Source organism: Streptomyces sp. NPDC059169, from assembly GCF_042755225.1.
Classification (GTDB): domain Bacteria; phylum Actinomycetota; class Actinomycetes; order Streptomycetales; family Streptomycetaceae; genus Streptomyces.
In genome coordinates, this window is sequence record NZ_JBHZCF010000029.1 from 1 (window position 1) to 18,390 (window position 18,390).

At 71.3% G+C, this 18,390-nt stretch carries 19 protein-coding genes; 11 read left to right on the forward strand and 8 right to left on the reverse strand.

The window, feature by feature from the left end:
- Positions 1-147 precede the first annotated feature (147 nt).
- From ACFXOM_RS34350 to ACFXOM_RS34360, 3 genes are all read left to right on the forward strand, one after another.
- On the forward strand, positions 148-369 hold the full coding sequence (locus tag ACFXOM_RS34350) for an amidohydrolase family protein (protein ID WP_385041349.1): 222 nt from the start codon (positions 148-150) through the stop codon (positions 367-369).
- Positions 366-1,610 carry a cytochrome P450 gene (locus tag ACFXOM_RS34355; RefSeq protein ID WP_384943244.1) on the forward strand — a complete coding sequence of 415 codons (1,245 nt, stop codon included), beginning with the start codon at positions 366-368 and terminating at the stop codon, positions 1,608-1,610. The genes ACFXOM_RS34350 and ACFXOM_RS34355 overlap by 4 nt, the downstream gene beginning before the upstream one ends.
- A gap of 460 nt (positions 1,611-2,070) precedes the next feature.
- The gene (locus ACFXOM_RS34360) at positions 2,071-3,411 is read left to right on the forward strand and encodes a helix-turn-helix domain-containing protein (RefSeq protein WP_384942342.1); all 1,341 of its coding nucleotides are present in this window, start codon (positions 2,071-2,073) and stop codon (positions 3,409-3,411) included.
- A 139-nt stretch (positions 3,412-3,550) separates the two neighbouring features.
- Here ACFXOM_RS34360 and ACFXOM_RS34365 read toward each other — a convergent pair whose 3' ends face one another.
- On the reverse strand, positions 3,551-4,426 hold the full coding sequence (locus ACFXOM_RS34365; protein WP_384942340.1) for an RNA polymerase sigma factor SigF: 876 nt from the start codon (positions 4,424-4,426) through the stop codon (positions 3,551-3,553).
- 232 nt (positions 4,427-4,658) lie between these two features.
- On the opposite strand from ACFXOM_RS34365, the gene ACFXOM_RS34370 reads away from it, so the two are divergent.
- From ACFXOM_RS34370 to ACFXOM_RS34385, 4 genes are all read left to right on the forward strand, one after another.
- Entirely contained in the window at positions 4,659-5,093 is a 435-nt protein-coding gene (locus ACFXOM_RS34370; protein ID WP_384942338.1) for an ATP-binding protein, read from the forward strand.
- A gap of 146 nt (positions 5,094-5,239) precedes the next feature.
- Positions 5,240-5,611, forward strand: a complete 372-nt coding sequence (locus tag ACFXOM_RS34375; protein ID WP_384942336.1) for an STAS domain-containing protein — start codon at positions 5,240-5,242, stop codon at positions 5,609-5,611.
- Positions 5,612-5,745: 134 nt separating this feature from the next.
- Positions 5,746-5,919 carry a CsbD family protein gene (locus tag ACFXOM_RS34380; protein ID WP_384942334.1) on the forward strand — a complete coding sequence of 58 codons (174 nt, stop codon included), beginning with the start codon at positions 5,746-5,748 and terminating at the stop codon, positions 5,917-5,919.
- 127 nt (positions 5,920-6,046) lie between these two features.
- Complete coding sequence (locus ACFXOM_RS34385) at positions 6,047-6,457, forward strand: ATP-binding protein (RefSeq protein WP_384949319.1); 411 nt, start codon at positions 6,047-6,049, stop codon at positions 6,455-6,457.
- 151 nt (positions 6,458-6,608) lie between these two features.
- Here ACFXOM_RS34385 and ACFXOM_RS34390 read toward each other — a convergent pair whose 3' ends face one another.
- Positions 6,609-6,926 carry a hypothetical protein gene (locus ACFXOM_RS34390; protein WP_384942331.1) on the reverse strand — a complete coding sequence of 106 codons (318 nt, stop codon included), beginning with the start codon at positions 6,924-6,926 and terminating at the stop codon, positions 6,609-6,611.
- A 170-nt stretch (positions 6,927-7,096) separates the two neighbouring features.
- On the opposite strand from ACFXOM_RS34390, the gene ACFXOM_RS34395 reads away from it, so the two are divergent.
- Together ACFXOM_RS34395 and ACFXOM_RS34400 are read left to right on the forward strand one after the other, a co-directional pair.
- Positions 7,097-7,534 carry an STAS domain-containing protein gene (locus tag ACFXOM_RS34395; protein ID WP_385041371.1) on the forward strand — a complete coding sequence of 146 codons (438 nt, stop codon included), beginning with the start codon at positions 7,097-7,099 and terminating at the stop codon, positions 7,532-7,534.
- A 186-nt stretch (positions 7,535-7,720) separates the two neighbouring features.
- Positions 7,721-8,233, forward strand: coding sequence for a MarR family winged helix-turn-helix transcriptional regulator (locus ACFXOM_RS34400; RefSeq protein WP_385041351.1), 513 nt, complete (start codon positions 7,721-7,723; stop codon positions 8,231-8,233).
- 59 nt (positions 8,234-8,292) lie between these two features.
- On the opposite strand, the gene ACFXOM_RS34405 is transcribed toward ACFXOM_RS34400, so the two are convergent.
- From ACFXOM_RS34405 to ACFXOM_RS34420, 4 genes are all read right to left on the reverse strand, one after another.
- Positions 8,293-9,528 carry a PP2C family protein-serine/threonine phosphatase gene (locus ACFXOM_RS34405; protein ID WP_384942348.1) on the reverse strand — a complete coding sequence of 412 codons (1,236 nt, stop codon included), beginning with the start codon at positions 9,526-9,528 and terminating at the stop codon, positions 8,293-8,295.
- A 155-nt stretch (positions 9,529-9,683) separates the two neighbouring features.
- Positions 9,684-10,124, reverse strand: a complete 441-nt coding sequence (locus ACFXOM_RS34410; protein ID WP_384942325.1) for a response regulator — start codon at positions 10,122-10,124, stop codon at positions 9,684-9,686.
- Positions 10,121-11,782, reverse strand: a complete 1,662-nt coding sequence (locus ACFXOM_RS34415) for a CHASE3 domain-containing protein (protein ID WP_384942346.1) — start codon at positions 11,780-11,782, stop codon at positions 10,121-10,123. The genes ACFXOM_RS34410 and ACFXOM_RS34415 overlap by 4 nt, the downstream gene beginning before the upstream one ends.
- Positions 11,783-11,811: 29 nt before the next feature.
- Positions 11,812-13,029 (reverse strand): PP2C family protein-serine/threonine phosphatase, encoded by a 1,218-nt coding sequence (locus ACFXOM_RS34420; RefSeq protein ID WP_384942323.1) that lies wholly within the window; start codon positions 13,027-13,029, stop codon positions 11,812-11,814.
- A gap of 625 nt (positions 13,030-13,654) precedes the next feature.
- Between ACFXOM_RS34420 and ACFXOM_RS34425 the strand changes: the two genes are divergently transcribed.
- Entirely contained in the window at positions 13,655-14,200 is a 546-nt protein-coding gene (locus ACFXOM_RS34425; RefSeq protein WP_384942321.1) for a hypothetical protein, read from the forward strand.
- A 253-nt stretch (positions 14,201-14,453) separates the two neighbouring features.
- Here ACFXOM_RS34425 and ACFXOM_RS34430 read toward each other — a convergent pair whose 3' ends face one another.
- The gene (locus tag ACFXOM_RS34430; RefSeq protein WP_385041354.1) at positions 14,454-15,683 is read right to left on the reverse strand and encodes an MFS transporter; all 1,230 of its coding nucleotides are present in this window, start codon (positions 15,681-15,683) and stop codon (positions 14,454-14,456) included.
- 75 nt (positions 15,684-15,758) lie between these two features.
- Here ACFXOM_RS34430 and ACFXOM_RS34435 point away from each other — a divergent pair, with 75 nt between their 5' ends.
- Complete coding sequence (locus tag ACFXOM_RS34435; protein WP_384942317.1) at positions 15,759-16,775, forward strand: DUF5937 family protein; 1,017 nt, start codon at positions 15,759-15,761, stop codon at positions 16,773-16,775.
- Between the two features lie 424 nt (positions 16,776-17,199).
- On the opposite strand, the gene ACFXOM_RS34440 is transcribed toward ACFXOM_RS34435, so the two are convergent.
- Positions 17,200-18,249 (reverse strand): alpha/beta hydrolase family protein, encoded by a 1,050-nt coding sequence (locus tag ACFXOM_RS34440; protein ID WP_384948862.1) that lies wholly within the window; start codon positions 18,247-18,249, stop codon positions 17,200-17,202.
- Positions 18,250-18,390: the final 141 nt, after the last annotated feature.

The following is an 18,390-nucleotide window of genomic DNA, read 5'->3' on the forward strand; positions in this document are numbered from 1 at the left end:
TGAGGTTTTTTTTTTCTCTCCTATACGATGCCCCCCCCCCCCCCCTCCCTCGTCTTGGGGCTTCCCCCCCCCCCCCCCCCCGGGGGTGCGACCCCCTCGCCGGCATCCGGTCGGCCGCCGGCCGACCCGGTCGCGGCACTGCAACGGATGTACGTCGACACCAGCCCGTTCAGCGCGGCCCACCTCGCTCTGAACGCGGAAGTGCTGGGGCCCGAGCGGATGCTGTTCGGCACCGACTCACCGCCGATTTCCGTGCCGCTGAAGGAATTCCGGCACATGATCGAGAAGCTGCCCCTGGACAAGGCGTCCCAGCAGCTGATCCTCGGCGGCAACGCCGAGGCCCTCTTCGACCTCAGGAGCCGCCCGTGACCACCGTGGAAGATCCCGTCGCCGCAGCAGAGCGGTGCACCCCCGAGTACCGGCGCAATCCGCACCCGGTCTACGCACACCTGCGCGAGACAGCACCGGTGTGCCCCATGCGACCGCCGCACGGCGTCGACACGTACCTGATCACACGGTACGAGGACGCCCGGGCCGCGCTGTCGGACCCGCGTCTGAGCAAGGACATGTACGGAGCCATGGACGCCTATCGGAGGATCTTCGGCGATTCCTCCGTGGCCCTGGACGACAACATGCTCAACTCCGACCCGCCCAAGCACACCCGGCTCCGCAAACTGGTGAACTCCGCGTTCACCCCGCGCCGGGTGGAGGCACTGCGCCCGAAGATCCAGAAGGTCGTCGAGACGCTGCTGGACGCGTGCCCCGTGCGCGAACCGGTCGACCTGCTGCCCGCCTTCGCGTTCCCGCTGCCCATCACCGTGATCTGCGAACTGCTCGGCGTGCCGCAGGAGGAGCGGGAGCAGATGCAGCTCTGGTCGACGACGGTGGCGCAGACCGGGTTCAGCAAGGAGTCCAAGGAAGCCCAGGCCAAGGCGGAGGAGAGCCTGCACGGGTACTTCGCCGACCTCATCGCGCGCAAGCGCAGCCGTCCGGGTGACGACCTGCTCAGCGCACTCACCGCGGTCCGCGACAACGACGGCGGGCTCAGCGAGAACGAGCTGGTCTCGACGGCGTTCCTGCTGATGTTCGCAGGTCACAAGACGACCGCCTACCTCATCGGCAACGCCGTGTACCACCTGCTCTCCCATCCTGCGCAACTCCGCGCCGTCCTCGACGATCCGGAGCTGATCCCGCAGGCGGTGGAGGAAGTGGTGCGCTTCGACGGCTCCGTGGAGACCGCGACGTTCCGGTACGCCACGGAGGACCTGGAGATGTCCGGGACCCGGATCCCCAAGGGCGCCTTGGTACAGATCGCCCTGATGGCCGCCAACCGCGACCCGCGGAAGTTCGACTCCCCGGACGAGTTCGACGTGACGCGGGAAGTCGGCGCGCAGAACGCCCATCTGGGCTTCGGCCACGGCGGTCACTACTGCCTGGGAGCCCCCCTGGCCAGACTGGAGATGCAGTTGGCGCTGGGCGGGCTGTTCGGCCGCTTCCCCCGGGTGGCGCTGGCCGATCCCACGCGCGAAGCCCCGTGGATGGAGGTGCCGTTCCCGGCGTTCCGCGGCCTGGCGGAACTGTCCGTGGTGCTCGATCCCGCGGCACCGTGACGCGGGCCGGGGCGGGTGCCCCCGCGGGTGTCATCACCCGCGGGGGCAGGCCCCGCATCGATCCGGGCGGGCGGCGGGCTTCGGTGCCGACGTCCCGGTAGCGGAGGCGGGCGCCCCGGCGGCGGGAGGCGGTCCGGACCGGGCGTGGATGGCCACCTGGCCGGACTTCTCATGGCCCGCGGAGGCGGTCGGCTCCCCTCGTAGCCGACGGTCCCGCGCGGCCCGGTCGGACCTCCCGCCGCAGTGCCGGGTGCGGCGATCAGCTGAGCCGCGAGGGCGGCGGTCACACCGACAGCCGCCAGGGCTCCGCGCGGTGCCGAGAACATGCGTTCCCCCGTCTATGCACACAACAGCCGGGGAATCGCATGGAATTCCTCACTCGGGCGAGGAGTCGGCCGAGGAGGTGCGCAATGCCTAGTCCCCCTGAATACTGGTGAGTTGAAGAACCAGGGGGTGTTCCATGGACGAACCGGCCGAGATCGGCCGTCGAGTACAGCGACTGCGCAGTGAACGCGGTTTGACGCAGAGGCAGTTGGCTGAGCCGGCCTACACGCCGGCGTACGTCTCGACACTGGAGTCGGGCAAGGTGCGGCCCTCGGAGACCGCACTGCGCTTCCTCGCGGAGCGGCTCGGAACGTCGTTCGAGGAGCTGGCCACGGGTCGCCCCGCCCATCTGGCCACCGAGCTGCGGCTCGCGCTCACGGACGCCCAGCAGCAGCTCGCCACCGGCGCGGCCGACGAGGCCGCGGTCGGCTACCGCAGGCTCCTCACGGACGCGGAACACCTCGACCTCATCCCCGAGCAGGCCGAGGCGCTACTCGGACTCGGGGAGTGCGCCCTGGAGACCGGCGAACTCGGCAACGCGCGACAGCACTTCGAGGAGGCGGAACGGCTCCTGGCCGAACAACCGCTGCCCCGGCGCGCCCGCGCGATCCGGGGCCGCGCCGTCGCACACCTGCTGGCCGGGGAACTGCGGTACGCCTGCTACCTCCTCGAATCGACCATCGACGAGCTCGGTGCGAGCGGGCTGGTGGACCCCGAGGCCCTGGTGCTGCTGTACGCGGCAGTCATCGGCCCGTACATCGACATGGGCGCCCACGCCCGGGCCGCGCACGCCGCCGAGCTCGCGCTGGCGCTGGCGCCCCAGGTCGACGATCCGGCGTTGGTGGCGGGCATGCACCGGCAGGTGGCGCGGACATTCCTCGCCGAGGGACGAAACGAGGACGCCGACGCCTCGCTGGCCAAGGCTCAGACGATCTACCGCCAACTGCGGCTGCGGACGGACCTCGCCCACTGCCACTGGATGCGCGGATACGTCATGGCGCAGAACGGCGACCTCGTCCTCGCCGAGCAGGAACTGCGCACGGCGCGGGAGATGCTCACCGCCAAGCGCGCCGTGCTCTTCACCGCCCAGGTGGAGGTCGAACTCGCCGACGTGCTGCGCCGGCTGGGACGCCACGACGAGGCCGCCGAGCTGCTCTCCGCCCTGCTGGAGCTGGGCGACCGGCACGGCGCGGTCCACGCCGGCGGGGCGCACCGGCTCCTCGGGCTGATCGCCGAGGACCGGGGCGAGACCGAGGGCGCGGAGGAGCACTACGTGCTGGCGCTGGCGCTGCTCGAGCGCAGCGGAGCCAGTGGGGACCTCGCCGACCTGTGCCGACTGCTGGGCGATCTGCTGCGGCGCAGCGGGCGTACCGAGGCCGCACTCGACGTGTACCGCACGGGATTGGGTCACAGGGCGGCGCCCGGCACCACGACCCTGGGACCCGCTCCCAGGGCACCGTCCGTCCCACCGCGCTGACGAACAGCTCGGGTGGCGCCGTGGGCCTCGATCCAAAAGGGGAAACGCGGCACCGGGCCCATGTGTGCCGCCGTACGTGGTGGCGCGCAGCCCTCCTGGGGACGGCGACTTCCCCGGTGACGTACTGTGTGACGTGGGGTCATGTTGTTGTCAGCATGCCCTTGCGCAACTTCTTGATGATGCGGGCCAGCAGGCGGGAGACGTGCATCTGCGAGACCCCGAGGTTCTTGCCGATGTCCGCCTGGCTGAGTTCCTCGACGAACCGCAGGTGGATGATCAGTCGCTCCCGCTCGTCGAGCTGGGAGATCAGCGGGGCGAGGGCGTGGAAGTCTTCGACGAGCTCGAGGCCCCGTTCCTCCTCGCCGATGAAGTCGGCCAGGACGGCCTCACCGTCGGTGTGCTCGTCACCGCTCAGAGCCGCGTCCAGGGAGGCGGAGTTGTAGCAGTTGGAGGCCTTACGGGCCTCGATCACGTCCTCCTCCGACAGGCTCATCAGCTCCGACAGCTCCCGCACCGTCGGCATGCGGCCGAGCCGGGTCCGCAGTTCCTCGGTCGCCTTCGCCAGTTCGACCCGGGCCTCCTGAAGGCGGCGCGGCACGTGGACGGCCCACGTGGTGTCGCGGAAGAACCTCTTGATCTCGCCGACGATGTACGGCACGGCGAAGGAGGTGAACTCGACCTCGCGGGACAGTTCGAACCGGTCGATGGCCTTGATGAGCCCGATGGTGCCCACCTGGACGATGTCTTCCATCTCGTCGTGGCCGCGGTGGCGGAACCGCGATGCCGCGTACTTCACCAGCGACAGGTTGATCTCGATGAGGGTGTTGCGCACGTACTGGTGCTCGTGCGTCCCTTCCTCGAGTAGCGCCAGGCGGTTGAAGAACTCCCTCGAGATGCTCCGGGCGTCCGCCGGTTTGACCGTGAGCGGATCGTTGATCTGCGGCAGCTCCGTCCCGCAGTCCGTGGCAGAAGCCGGTGCCGCCCCCGCCGTTGTCACTGCAATAACGGCTGCCATGCTGTGCCCTCCCATGTCGTTCGTGCGGCCCGCCGTGCGCGGCCAGTCTGCGGGTACCCTCGTTCCACCGGTGCATGCCCCCGGGGATGCACCCGGTTCGGAACGGAGCACGAGCGGAGGTCCGAACCCGCCCCGGTTTGACGGTGGTTGAGTCGCTGGCCAACAGTCGGTGGCTGCGCGGGGCCACCGGCGGCGGGCCGGGGCCGGACCACGAGCGGGTCAGGGGGTGGACGTGGCGCCGACCGACGTGGCGGGCGAGGAACGCGGGTCCGAAAGGACGCCCCACCCGTGGAGCGCTGCCGCCGCCCGTGACCTGGTCGCGTGCTGTCTGCAGGAGCACACCCGCCACTCCGTGGGGTCCGGGGAGCCCCGGGCGGGGATGGCGCTGACCGATGCCCTGCTCGTCACCTCGGAGTTGGTCACGAACGCGATCCGACACGGGGACGGTGTCGCGGAGTTCTCCGTGCGCGTGACGGACGGCGGGCTGGAGCTGTCCGTGAGCGACCACAGCGATCGAATGCCTGCCGTACGGCAGCGTCCTGACACGCAGGCGTTTCCCGTCGGCGGTTACGGATGGCCCCTGGTCCAGCGGCTCGCCACGCGCATCGTCGTCACTCCTCTGGCCGCGGGAGGGAAGAGGATCAGCGTGTTGCTGCCCCTCGCCTGATGCAGTGGGCCGCAACGGTGCGTCGCAGAAGGAACGGACCGTGGCCGGCCGACGGGCTCCGCCACACGTCATCGCCCCTGCAGGCGCGGCAAAAAGGGCTGTTCCCCTTCTCACGCCGAACGCCTCGGCAGGGCATACTCCCCTGCATGGACGCGAGCAGTGAAGACCGGTCCCCGTCCCCGAGCGCCGAACCGGTCGCCACGGGGCAAGTCGTCGACCAGTACGCGGTTGACGGGCTCTGGGTGGTCGCCGCACACGGCGATCTGGACCTCAACAACCTCCCGCCGCTGACGGACGCCCTCACGGAGGCGTCCGCATCGCATTCCACCGTGGTCCTGGACGCTTCCGGAATCACCTTCGCCGACTCCAGCTTCCTCAACCTCGTGTTGCGTATCCACCGGTGCACCACCCTGCGGGTCGCAGCGCCCCAGGCTCAGCTGCTGCGGTTGCTGGAGATCACCGGCGGGGACCAGGTCCTCGACATCCGGCCGACGCTGGACGCCGCTACGGTCTCCTGACCGAACCGGGGTACGCGTCCGCGTACGTGCGGCGCCACCGGCGTTCGCCGGCGCACCAGGTTTGACTCCGGATCGAGCGGTCAGGCGAAACAGCGCACACCTGTTGCCGAGCACGACGAGGGAAGTGATGTGCTGTGACCGGGAACGAGAAGGCGAAGTCGAAGGTGGAGCAGGCCAAGGGTGCCGTGAAGGAAGCGGTGGGCCGCGCCGTGGGCAATGAACGGATGGCTGCGGAGGGTCGCGCGGAGCGTTCCAAGGGCGATCTCCGCGAAGCGAAGGAAAAGACCAAGGACGCGTTTCGGCACTGAATTCCGCACGTGCTGACGGGCCCGCTGCCGTTTCGTCGTGCGGCGGGCCCGCTGCCTTTGTCGGACCACAGGCCGCCCCGGCGGCCGATACGCACCCCGGGGGTGTATGAGTGTGATGACCGGTGACATGAAAGGCACACGTCGCAATCCGAAGCGGGCCCTGCCCAGCAGCCCGGCGCAGGCGCGCAAGCGAGTGGAAGTGCTGTTGCACGATCGCCCCTCCCCGCTGCCGGGCCCGTGCGGGGAAACCAGTCTCTCCGATGCCCTGCTGGTCACCTCCGAACTGGTGACGAACGCGTTTCGGCACGGTGGCGGCGTCACGGACTTCGCCGCCGAGGTCACGGACTCGGAAGTCCGGGTGAGCGTCGGCGACCGGAGCGACCGGCTTCCGGAGCTGCCGAACCGCACGGAGGGCCGCGACAGGGTCCGCATCGGCGGATTCGGCTGGCGGCTCATCCTCACGCTGGCCCGGAACGTCGCGATCACCCGTCGGGACCACGGTGGGAAGCTCATCACCGCCCTCGTCCCGCTGGGATAGCCCGGAACCGCCGCCCGCAGGGCGAGCGGCCTGGGCGCCGCGCGGGGACTCCCGACCGGGAGGTACGGTCGCTCGGGCGCCGCGAGGGCCCGGTCGCTGCGGCACGATCCCCGTCGGGACTTCCGCCGCGCCCGTGCCCTCGCGGCCTGCGCTATCCGGCGTCGATGCCCGTGATGACCGGGTCTCCGAGCACTGCCTGCTCCGTCGTCAGTCCTGCCGACCTCAAGGCTTCGGCGGCGAGGTCGTGCGCCTTGCTCTCGGCCGAAGCGTTGTCCTCGGCTTCCACTTCCAGGCGGAGGCTGAAGGCCGAGGAGTCTCCGTAGAAGCTGAGCATGTCCAGGTCTTCGGCGGCCCCGAAGCCGGTGCCCCGGGGATCCGCGGGCTTGAGCTTGCGGACGAGGTCGGCGCGGGCGTCGGCGGTCAGCTCCGTGCGGAGCGTGCCGGGGATGGTGATGACGTAGATGGTCATGAGTGTTGAGCCTGCCCCATGACGGCCCGGACACGCGTGAGGCGGACGATCACCCCGCGCAGGCGGCGCAGATCCGGTGGCGGACGCGCCGTCCACGCATCGAGGAGCGGACGGATCGGGCGGGCCGTCCCCGCCGGACAGTTGCCATTTACTAACTGTTTCACCTAGAACTGGACTCGGGGACCACGGGCGCCCCACGGTGCGGAGGTTCAGGTGTTCAGCGACGACGATCGGATCACCGTCACGAACCTCCTCCTGGACGGGGGTTCGCCGCACTCCGGGTGTCCGGGGAACTCGACATGGAGACCGAGCAGGACCTCCTCATCCACGCGGGCCGCCTCATCGGGGGCGGGCACCGGCACCTCGTCCTCGATCTGACGGCACTCACCTTCTGCGACTCGCGCGGCCTGAACTGCCTGCTGTCGCTCAACCGGCTGTGCCTGCGCATGGAGGGCCGACTCCTGCTCGCCGGGGTCGGCAGCCGCGTCATGCGCCTGCTGACCGTGAGCGGCGCGCACCAGGTCGTCGCATGCTTCCCCACGGTCGGCCACGCCCTGGACGCCGCACCGGCAACCGATCGGCCCCCCTGGCCCCCGAGCCCGAACTGACCCCCGCGCGCACACCGGGGTGACGGCGGGGCGCGGGATAGGGTGGACCTTGCGGGACGGATGCCCTGCCAGTCAGGGCATGGGTACAGGCGGCCGATTTCCGTACGTGGGACCGTCGCCACGCAGCGAACCGCGACCAGGGGCGAGAGGCAGACAGCAGGACGGTCGATGCGGAGTGTCAGAGATATGAGCGCGGATCCCCCTTCCTCGCCGCGATGGTCCGAGGAAGCCGCCAGAGCGGCGTGCGAGGTCGTCGAGCTGCTCGAGGTGCTGTGGGAACGAGGCCGGGAGGTCACTCCCACGTCGCCCGTGTCCGCTTCCCAGCTGCGGGTCCTGTACTGCCTCGAACGCGAGGACGGCATCAACCTCCGCGCCCTCGGCCACATGCTGGGCTCGGCCCCGTCGTCGGCGAGCCGCCTCTGCGACCGCCTCGAAGCCGTCGGCTTCGTGGAGCGCACGCCGAGCCCGGTCAGCCGACGGGAGCTGACCCTCCGGCTCACCGGCCGCGGTAGGTCCTACCTCACCGACCTCCGGGCGCAGCGGGAAGGGGCCCTGCTCACTGCCATCCAGGCCATGAGCCCCACCGCTCGCGCCTCCCTGCTCGAAGGCCTGGCGGGCTTCCGCGATGCCGCCGGCCGAGGGAGAGGGCCCGCGCGCGATCGCGGGGCACCGCCGGACTCCCCGGCATGGCCGGCCTGACGACCGGAGACCGGAGACCGGAGACCACGCGAAGAGAATGCCCCATGCGACAACAATTGTCAATCAGCAACTGTCTCTGGGGAACCTCCGTCCGCACCCGTGTCCGCGGGGAGTTCCGCGGCGCCACCGCTGTCGCGCCCCGTCCAGTCGAGACACACCACCAGGGCATCGTCGTCCAGGGGCGACTCACCGTGATATTCGGCGAGTTCGCGTAGCACCGCCCCCGGCACCTGCGCCGGCGGGAGCAACCGCGTGGCGTTGAGTGCCCGGGCCAGGGCCCGGTCCCCGTACTTCTCCCCCAGCGGTGACGCCGCGTCGTACACCCCGTCGCTCCCGAACAGCAGCCGGTCACCCGGGCGCACCGTGAAGCGCTCCGGCTCGTAGACCGTCTCTTCGAACATGCCCAGTGGCAGCTGCGCCTCGAACGCGAGCGGCTCGACGGAGCCGTCCCGCAGCCGCCAGGCACGTGGCGATCCCGCGTCGACGGCCTCCACCTCACCGGTACTGAGGTCGAAGCGCAGCAACAGCACCGACACGTAGGCGCGACCCCGGTAGTGGGCATAGACCGCCTGGTCGGCGAGCGCAGCCTGACCGGCGAGGTCGAGGCCGGCCCGCCGGGCGTTGCGCAGGGCGTTGACCGCCAGGTTGCTCAGCAGCGCCGCTTCGATGCCCTCCCCCATGCCATTGGTCACCGTCAGCGTCAGGTCGGCGGCGGAGGCCGACCAGTCGTAGTTGTCGCCGAAGATCGCGTATGCCGGTTCCAAGTGCGCACCGAGGGCGAATTCGCGCCGCGCGCAGGCCCGGCCGGGGAGGAGCTGCCACTGCATCTCGGCCGCGAGGGTCAACCGGGCCGCCCGTCGCGCGAGGACGTACAGGTCCGTGTCGCGCTCGGCGACCAGGATCTCGTGACCGAGCGCTTCGCAGAGGTGCTCCATCCCGGGCAGCAGGTGCGGCGAGTAGCGCTCTTCCGGCAGGCCCACCGACAGCACACCCGTGCGGTCACCGCGGACGGTGACCGGGAGGTGGACCGTGGCCGTGCCCGTGTCGGCGTCCCGCTCGACGTACGGCTCCTGGGCCCCGAAGGCCCGGCCCTGGGGGCTTCCGTGCACCGACACGGGGCGCGTGGTGAACGGAACGTTCTCGACGGCCTGCAGCGACCGCATCCCGTAGTCGACGAGCCGCAACTCGACGCGCTCTGCGCCGTACCGCTGCATGAGCACATGCGTCACCACACCGAGCAGGTCATCCGGTGCGGCACTGCGCAGAGCCCGCTCGACCGCGGCGAATTCGTCCACGTGCACCAGCCCTCTCGGTACGGGAGCACGCCGTCCGTGCTGCCGGGCGCCGGTCCCACCGAACCGCCGGACGGGTCGTGGGACCGAACGTCACCTACTGTACAAACCATGCCACAAGGCATGCGTACCGCCCGTGCGGGAGCCGCCAGGGGCCGTCAGGGGCGCGGAAGTCGTACGACCGTGACGAAGAAGTCGTCGATCTTACGGATCGCCGCGATGAACTGCTCCAGGTCGACCGGCTTGGTGACGTAGGCGCTGGCGTGCAGCCGGTAGCTACGGAGGATGTCTTCCTCGGCCGCGGAGGTCGTCAGGACGACGACGGGGATGTGGGTCAGGTCGGCGTCCGCCTTGATGCGCTCCAGGACCTGTCGGCCGTCGTACTTGGGCAGGTTGAGGTCGAGGAGGATCAGATCGGGGCGCGGAGCCTCACCGTGCTCTCCCCGGCGGTACAGGAAGTCGAGTGCCTCCTGTCCGTCGCGGACCACGTGGAGGGTATTGCCGATCTTGTTGTCCTCGAAGGCTTCCCTGGTCATCAGCTCGTCACCGGGGTCGTCCTCGACGAGGAGCACCTCGATGGGCTTGGCGGGGGCGTTCATGCGTGGTCTCCTGTGGGGGACGCGGACGAGCCCGCGGTACGGGTTGCGGAAGCGGCTGACCGCGGTCGTGGCGGCCCCTCGGAGCCTCGTCGGGCGGCGGGCAGGGTGAAGTGGATCCGGGTGCCTCCGGTGTGGGCGGCATCGATCCAGATCCGCCCGCCGTGGTGCTCGACGATCTTCTTGCACAGGGCGAGCCCTATACCGGTACCACCGTAGGCGTCACGACCGTGGAGGCGCTGGAAGATGACGAAGACCTTCTCGGAGAACTCCCCGGGGATCCCGATGCCGTTGTCGGTCACCGAGTAGTGCCAGGTCGGCTCCTCGCCGGAGCCGTCCCGCTCCACGGCGATCCTGATCACGGGGTTGCGGTCGGGAGCACGGAACTTGACGGCGTTCCCGAGGAGGTTCTGCCACAGCATGCCCAGCAGCGTGGGATCGCCCGTGACGGCGGGGAGCAGCCCAGGGCGCTCGACGGAGGCCCGGGCCTCCTCGATGGCCGTGCCGAGGTTGGCCAGAGCACCGTCGACCACTCCGTCGAGTTCGACCGCTTCCCGCGCGTCGTTGACCCTGCCGACCCGGGAGTAGGTGAGCAGGTCGTTGATCAGCACCTGCATGCGCTTGGCGCCGTCGACGGCGAAGTCGATGTACTGCTTGGCCCGGTCGTCCAGCTGGTCGCCGTAGCGCTTCTCGAGCAACTGGCAGAACGAGGCGACCTTCCGCAGCGGCTCCTGGAGGTCGTGCGAGGCGACGTACGCGAACTGTTCCAGCTCGGCGTTGGAGCGACGCAGTTCCACGGCCTGCTCGTCGAGTTCGACGGTACGCCGCTCCAGCAGTTCTTCACGCGCCCGCGATGCGTCGAGCGCCGCGATCACCCGCACCCGCATCGCCTCCACCGCCGTGGCGACTCCACGGACGTCGGCCGGCCCCGTTACCTCGATGCGACGGCCGAAGTCCCCGTCCGCCACTTGCTGGGACGCTTCGCGGAGCGCAGTGAAGGGTCGCCCCACGGCCGTGTGCAACAGCACCGCGAGGGCGCCCGCGATGGCCAGGAAAACAGCGAGCATGCCGGCGAACAGCCAGTTGTGGCTCTCGCGGGTGCGCTGCATGTCGGCCCTGGCAACGGTCCGTCTGTCCAGCAGGTCCTGGTTCAGCTCCTCGAACTGGTCCCGCAGCCGGTCGAAGGTGCTCCTGCTCGCCTGGAGTTCGGTCGTACCCGCGGCCGGAACGACTCCCTTGCGGGTCCGTTCCACGAGCGGTTCGGCGTGGTTCTCCCGCCACGCCCCGGCCGTGCGCTCCACCTGGGCGAGGGTCGCGAGCAGCCCGGGGTCCCCCGACAGCGATGTCCGGAGCGCCCGGTCGGCGGACTCCGCCTCCTGCTGGCCCTGGGTGTACGGCTCCAGCCATCGGGGGTCCCTGCTGAGGACGAACCCCCGCACACCCGTCTCCTGGTCGATGAGCGCCTTCTGCATCCGATAGGCGTCCACCCGGGCGGGCTGGATCCGATCGACGAGCTCGTCCGACTCCGTGGCGTTCTGCGACAGCAACTGCGCCCCGACCGCGGCGAAGCCGCACAGGGCGACGAGGATCGCGGTGAAGGCGAGCCCGAACCACATGGGCACGGTGAGCCACGACCGGCGCGCACCCGGTGCGGGTACCATGCCGGCACGTCGGCGGTCTTCCAGGTCACTCACTTCTGCTGCTTCCATTCGAGGTGGAGGAGCGCGACGTCGTCGCTGTGTCCGCCGTACGCGGCCGACAACGCGCGGGTGTCGGAGATCATCGCGGTGACGAACTCCTCTGCCGTACCGTTCGCGTGCGCCGCTGCCAGGGCGAGCAGGCCCTCCTCGCCGAGTCTGCGCCCGTCGTCGCTGATCCTGCCTTCGAAGAGGCCGTCGGTGAAGAGCGCCAGCGCCCCGGCCGCCGGTAGGTCCATCAGGTCCTCACGCCAGGGGTGCGTCCCGCCGGGCAGCAGTCCGAGGGCCGGACCCGCAGCGGTCTCCACGAGCCGCACGCCGCCGACCTCGCGGAGCAACAAGGGCGGGTGCCCGGCGCGTACGACCTTGGCCCGGGCCAGGCCGGGCGGCAGCTCCACGGTCATGACGGTGGCGAAGATCTCGGGCCCCGTGCGCTCGGCCACCAGGACCTTCTGCATGAGCTCGCACACGTCGGTTCCCGTGACTCCGGCGAGAGTGAAGGACCGCCAGGCCACACGGAGGCAGACACCCAGTGCCGCCTCGTCCGGGCCATGGCCCGAGACGTCGCCGATGACGGCGTGGACCGTACCGTCGGACGTCTCGACCACGTCGTAGAAGTCGCCGCTCAGCAGGCCCAGGGAACGGCTCGGCTCGTAGCGGGCCACAACGTCCACGGACCCTTCGTGGAGCAGCGGGGAAGGCAGGAGCCCCCGCTCGAGTCGGGCGTTCTCCTGGGCGCGCAGACGACCGGCTTCCAGCGCGACGGCCGCCTGCTCGATCTGTCGCCGCTGGACGGCGTAGCGGATGGAGCGCTCCAGGACCGCCGGGTCGAGGGCCCCCTTGATCAGGTAGTCCTGCGCACCCGCCGCGACCGCGGACAGTCCGACCCTTTCCTCAGCGAGCCCGGTCAGCACCACGACCGCGGTCGCCGGTGCCGCCCGTAGCACCCGTTGGACGACGTCCAAGCCCTCCGCGTCGGGCAGGTGCAGGTCCAGCAGGACGCACTGGTCCGGCACACCGCCCTCGGCGCCGAGCAGGCGGAGTGCTGCAGCGAGGGAGCGGGCGCGGGTCAGCCGTGCGGTCAGACCGCTGTCCCGCAGCGTCTCCTCCACCAGCAGGGCGTCACCGTCGTCGTCCTCGACCAGCAGGATGGTCAGGGGCGGCTCGACGCCTCTCCCCGGGGCGGAAGGGACCGCGCGGGCTTCCGGCACCGGAAGAACGGGCGCCCGTGGAGCCGACGCCCCAGCACCTTGAGCACCGACCGTGCTCCGCACAGCCCACCTCCCCTTCTCCCCGGCCGTACACAGACCGACGGGCGCAAGCAGAATACTTGCCGCTCACCAATATTTGCAGTCGCTGCACTCCTTGCCGCAGGCACCTCCCTGAACAGCACGGACGACCCGTTCACGGAAGTGCCCGGGTGGCCGCGCGGATGATTGGTTCGGCCCCGGGCGGCCCCGCGCCCGGCCGGCGGTCACGGTGGCGACGCTTCCCGGGGCATCGGGCCGCATCAGACGTCCCGGCCGGTCGGCAGAGAGGCCCGGAAGTCCTTCGACCGCCGCCCCGGCGCGACGGACCCCACCGAACGGCCCATTCCCCTTGCACGGCGCCGCGTGCACCGCTCGTCATCGCCGACCGTCGCGCGCACCGTCCGTCATCCGCTGCGACCTGGCCACCCGCCCCTTCGGAGGCACGGGCACCGGATCGTGCTTCCCCGAGGTCCGGTGGCGGACGGCGCTCCGACCGTGCGCGGGGGCGTTTGCCCCTGCCCGCACCAGGTAACGCGTAGTCACAGCAAGCCTCGCCACAGAGGAATCCCCGGCAAGGGAGGAAGCGATGTCCACCAGTGCACTTGCCATCCTCGGGGTCGCAGCGGCCATGATCCTCGCCCTCCTGCTGGCCCGCCCGGTGCGGCGGAGCGGCAGGAGCGGCGGATTTCGCCTTCGGGTCGGCCGCCCGAAGCTGACGCCCATCGGCGACTCCGCGCGGGAACAGTACGTCGCCCAGTGGACGGGCATCCAGGAGCGGTTCGTTGACGACCCCGGAGCGGCGACGGTCAACGCCAACCGGCTGCTGCACCGGCTCGCCGTCGAAAGGGGGTTGCCCGCCGAATCACCCGGCCGCAGGCTCCGGAGGCTGTCCGTGCTGTTCCCCCGGCAAGCCAGGGGGGCGCGGCTGCTCCACCGGGTTTCCCGTCAGCCCGCGCAGGACCGCGACATGGAGTCCATGCGCCAGGCGCTGATCGCGGGTCGAGAGCTCTTCGAGGCGCTCCTCACCTCCGGCCTGCCGGGCGACGAGACGTCGGCGTCCCCGTCGGGGCGTACCGTGTCGCACCACGGGGGCGTTCCCCAGCAGCGGGCCACCAGGCTCACGCACCGCTGAACATGCGGCACCTCTCGTCCGCGCCTCGCCTCCCTTCCTCCCCGCAGCCGTGGCCGGCTCCCGGAAAGGGCATCGGTCACGGCTCAGGAGGCAACCGCTGCCGTCGGCGAACACCTGCGGCCTCGGCGGGAGTCTGCTCGGACGGCCCGCAGAAGAGATGCGCTCGGACGGGCACCTGGAGGGAACCGCCGGCGATCCGCACAACCGGCGCGTTCCCCGATCCCCGAGGGGCCCAGCTGCGCGCCCTGCCTCCTCAGGGGCCGGTGGGCGTCGTGGGGCCGGAGGAGCGCCAGCTGGCGATCCAGCAGGCGGTGAGCACCGTGGCGCCCCCCGCCGCGGCCATCGCCGGACCCGTTCCGACGGCGGTGGCGAGCCCACCGAAGAGGAGGGGTCCGAGGCCCTGGCCCGTCATGGCTCCGGAATGGACCATGCCGAAGGCCTGCCCCTGGGCACCTACGGGCAGGCAGTCGAGGAAGGCCCGCTGCAGACCGAGGGCGTAGGCGAATCCTGTGCCGGTGACGACGAGCAGCACGATGCTCGGGACCACCTCGGGACGCGTCACGAAGACGAGCAGCGGCAGCCCCATGACCGCGACCAGTGGCACCACCAGCAGCTCCCGTACCGAAGGCCGCAGGAGACGGCCGACGATGAGGTCGCCCAACAGCATGCCGACGGGCAGCGCAGCCATCAGCAGGGCGTAGGCTCCTGCGGCGAAGCGCTGCTGCCCCGCGTAGGCGATCAGCAGCCCCTCCGCACCGGCCGTGAACGCGCCCGGCAGCCACTGGGCCAACAACAACCGTCGCGCGCCGCGGAAGCGGAACAGGCCGCCCGCACCGCTCATGCTGGACCGTACGAGGGAGCCCGACGGCCCGCCTTCCGGCGGCACGTCCGGCAGTCCCCACCGCACCGCGGCCGCGGCCAGGAGGTGGAGCGCCCCGCCGACGACGAGTGCCTGACGCGCGCCGAGGGCCGCGACAGCGGCACCGCCGATCGCGAGCCCCACCAACTGCGCGGCCGACGAGGCCATGTTGTTCAACGACCGCCCCAGGACGTAGGCGTCACCGGTGAGCCACTTCGCGACCAACCGTCCCGAGGCGCCGTGGAACACCGGCGTCACCAGGGCGACGAGCACCACCAGCGACAGGCTCACCGCGATGGGCAGCGGCAGCAGTGCCAAGACCGACACGGCGGCGGCCTCCAGCAGGTAGCCGCCGGCGATCAGCGCCCTCGGCGGCAGCCGGTCGGCGAGCGAGCCGAGCAGCACGGTGCCGAGCATCTGGGGTAGGAACCCGGCGCCGAAGGAGACCGCGCTCAGCAGAGGGGACCCCGTGGTCGCGAAGACCAGTACGGAGAACGCCGAGATGCGCAAGGAGTCCGCGGTGATCGCCACCGTGCGGCTGAGGAAGAGCAACCGGAACCTACGCTCCGCCAATACCTCCCGGTACGTCGTGCGGTGTGGCGGTGCCAAGGGGGGACTCGTCATGTTCCGCAGCCTTCCGCCGGGAACGCGCTCCGGGCGACAGTTTCGCGCCTGCACGTAAGGTCGTAGGCTCCCACCGTGATCCGCTTCGAAGTCGCCCCCGAGGCACTCCTGCTCAGCCGCTTCGCCCTCTCCCCCGCCTTCGAGCTCGCCAACGTGCTGCGGACGCTGCAGCGCGGGGGCGGGCAGGCGGCCGCGACATGGGTGCAACGGCTGCGTCCGGCCTTCGACCGGCTGCGGCGTGAAACGGACCTGGATACGGCCCTCGCGCTGCACACGACGCGCTCCGGTGCGGACTTCGTCGCCGTACCGCCGAGAAGTCTCGCCCAGACGTGGGCCGATGACCTCGCGGCCATCCGGGCGACCCCTGTCGCGCAGGCGCGCGCCGAGATCGCCGCGATCACGGCCGCGCAACCGGTCCACGACCGGCGCGTGCGCGACGCACTGTCCGCACCCGACGTCGTTGAGCGCGTCGCCGGCGCACTCGACGAAGCCTGGCACGCGCTCCTCGCCCCTGACTGGCCGCAGCTGAGGGCGATCTGCGAACGGGACGTGGTGCACCGTGTCGGCGTGATCGCAGAGCACGGCTGGAAGGCCGTGATCGACGACCTGCACGGCGGCGTCCACTGGCGCGACGGCGCCATCGAACTCGATTCGCTGGGCGAAGACACCGTGCGCCTGGGCGACGAAGGGCTGCTCCTGATTCCGTCCGTCTTCGTCTGGCCCGGCGTGGCGGCGCATCTGGAAGGCCCCTGGCCGAAGACGCTGATCTATCCCGCGCGGGGCACCGCCGCCCTGTGGGAGACACCGCACACCACCACGCGCGATGCACTCGCCGCGCTCGTCGGGCCGTCCCGCGCGCGGATCCTCAGCGCCCTGGACACACCCGCCAGTACCAGTCAGCTCGCCCGCCAGCTGCGGCTGGCGACCGGTGCGGTCGGCGACCACCTGTCGGTGCTGCGCAACGCCGGTCTCCTCAGCCGCGCACGGTCGGGGCGCTCCGTGCTATACCGGCGCACCTCGTTGGGGGACGCCCTGGCGGCCACCGCGAACGCGTCGAACGCGTGGGGAGCCGCATCCCGGCCGGACGGCTGACGTCGGGAGCCGGCCGCTCCGGCGCGGGACGCCGGAGCGGCAGTGCTCGGCTGGCCCCACACCCGGGCGCTGGAAGGGAGTTGCCCGGCACGGACGACGCCACGCACGGCGCGAACACGCGGCCCGCGCCCGCAACCCCAGGGGAGTGCGGGCGGAGGGGCGCGAGGAGCGGGCTTCCGGCCGCCCCCGCGTGCACCGCGTCGGGCGCCGCGGGGCACGGCCGCACCGCCCGGCGCCCGACGGGCGGCGAGGCCGGCGCCCTTCCGGGAGCGACTCCGGGGCAGTTCTGCGGTCGGAGCCGGGCGCGGTCGGGCTGCAACCGCGACGGGCCCCGCCACGGGCCCCCCGTCCCCACGTCTCCCACGACCCCGCTCCCTGATCCGCACGGCACCCCCGTACCCGTGCGGTTGCTCGTGGTCGTGCGTCAGCGGGTGAGGTGGTGGGCGAGCCAGTCGGTGGTTGCGGGCATCCAGTCAGCGTGCGCGTTGCCCAGCAGGTGGTCCCCGTGCGGAACGAGCACGTACTCCCCGTGCGGAGCGGACGCGGCCAGCGGGGCACCGTGTGCCACTCCCGGGATATGGTCCGCTCCGCCGTCGACGACGTACAGCGGAACCGCGATGCGGCCCGCGACGTCGTGCAGGTCGACGCGGCTGGTGAAGTCCTCGGCGGCCGCCCGGGATCCACCGCGCTGGGTCAGGGTTTCGGTGACGTACGGCGGCAGTTCGTCCCAGTCCAGCCGATAGGGGCTGCTGACGGTCGCGGCGACCCGGATCCTCGGCTCGCGGGCGGCTCCGAGGGCGGCGAAGTACCCGCCGAGACTGAGGCCGATCACACCCACCCGGTCCGCGTCGACGGTGTCCTGGGCCCCGAGGACATCGATGACCTCGGTGAGGACCTGGTCGTAGTCGGCGCGGAGCGTGCTGGTCGCCGCTCGGACGCCCTGGCCGGGTCCGTCCATGGTGAGGACCGCGAGGCCCCGGCGCAGTAGCGCCTCGGTGAGTGCGTGGAACTCCTCCTTGCCGGAATCCAGACCGGGGACGACGACCACGACGGGCGTGCGGGGCTCGCCGCCCGGTCGGCGCAGCCAGCCGGTGAATTCCTCACCCTCCAGCCGCACTGCCCCGGGGTCGAGGTGTGCCAGCGCCCGACGCATCGCTTCGTCCGCCTCGGCTGCGCAGAGTTCCAGCAACGCCGCGTCGGGGTGGGGCAGCAGGACGGCGCAGTGCAGCCAGCGAGCGGCCAGCCGGAAGGAGTCGCCGGCGGACACCGTGCGCCCCTGGGTCTCGTACTCCTCCGCAGCCGCTCGATGGGCGTGGCCGGTCGCCCGGAAGACGTCGGGCCACTGCTCGAGGGAACCGAGGCGTTGGGTGACGCGGTCGTACTCGTGGGGGTCGAGCCCCACGCTGTGGATCCGCGACCGGTTGACGGCGACGAACTGCGCGAGGATGTCGGGGAGGTCGAAGAAGGAGGGCATCGGTCGTTCGGTCCTTCGTGCGGCTGGGCGAGGAGTGGGGGGCTGGATCGTGAGGGGCGCGGGCGGCATGGCCGCCGACCCGCCGGCCACGGGCAGGTGAGGACGGTCGCGTCGCCCCCCGGGTCGGGCCAACGGGGCGCC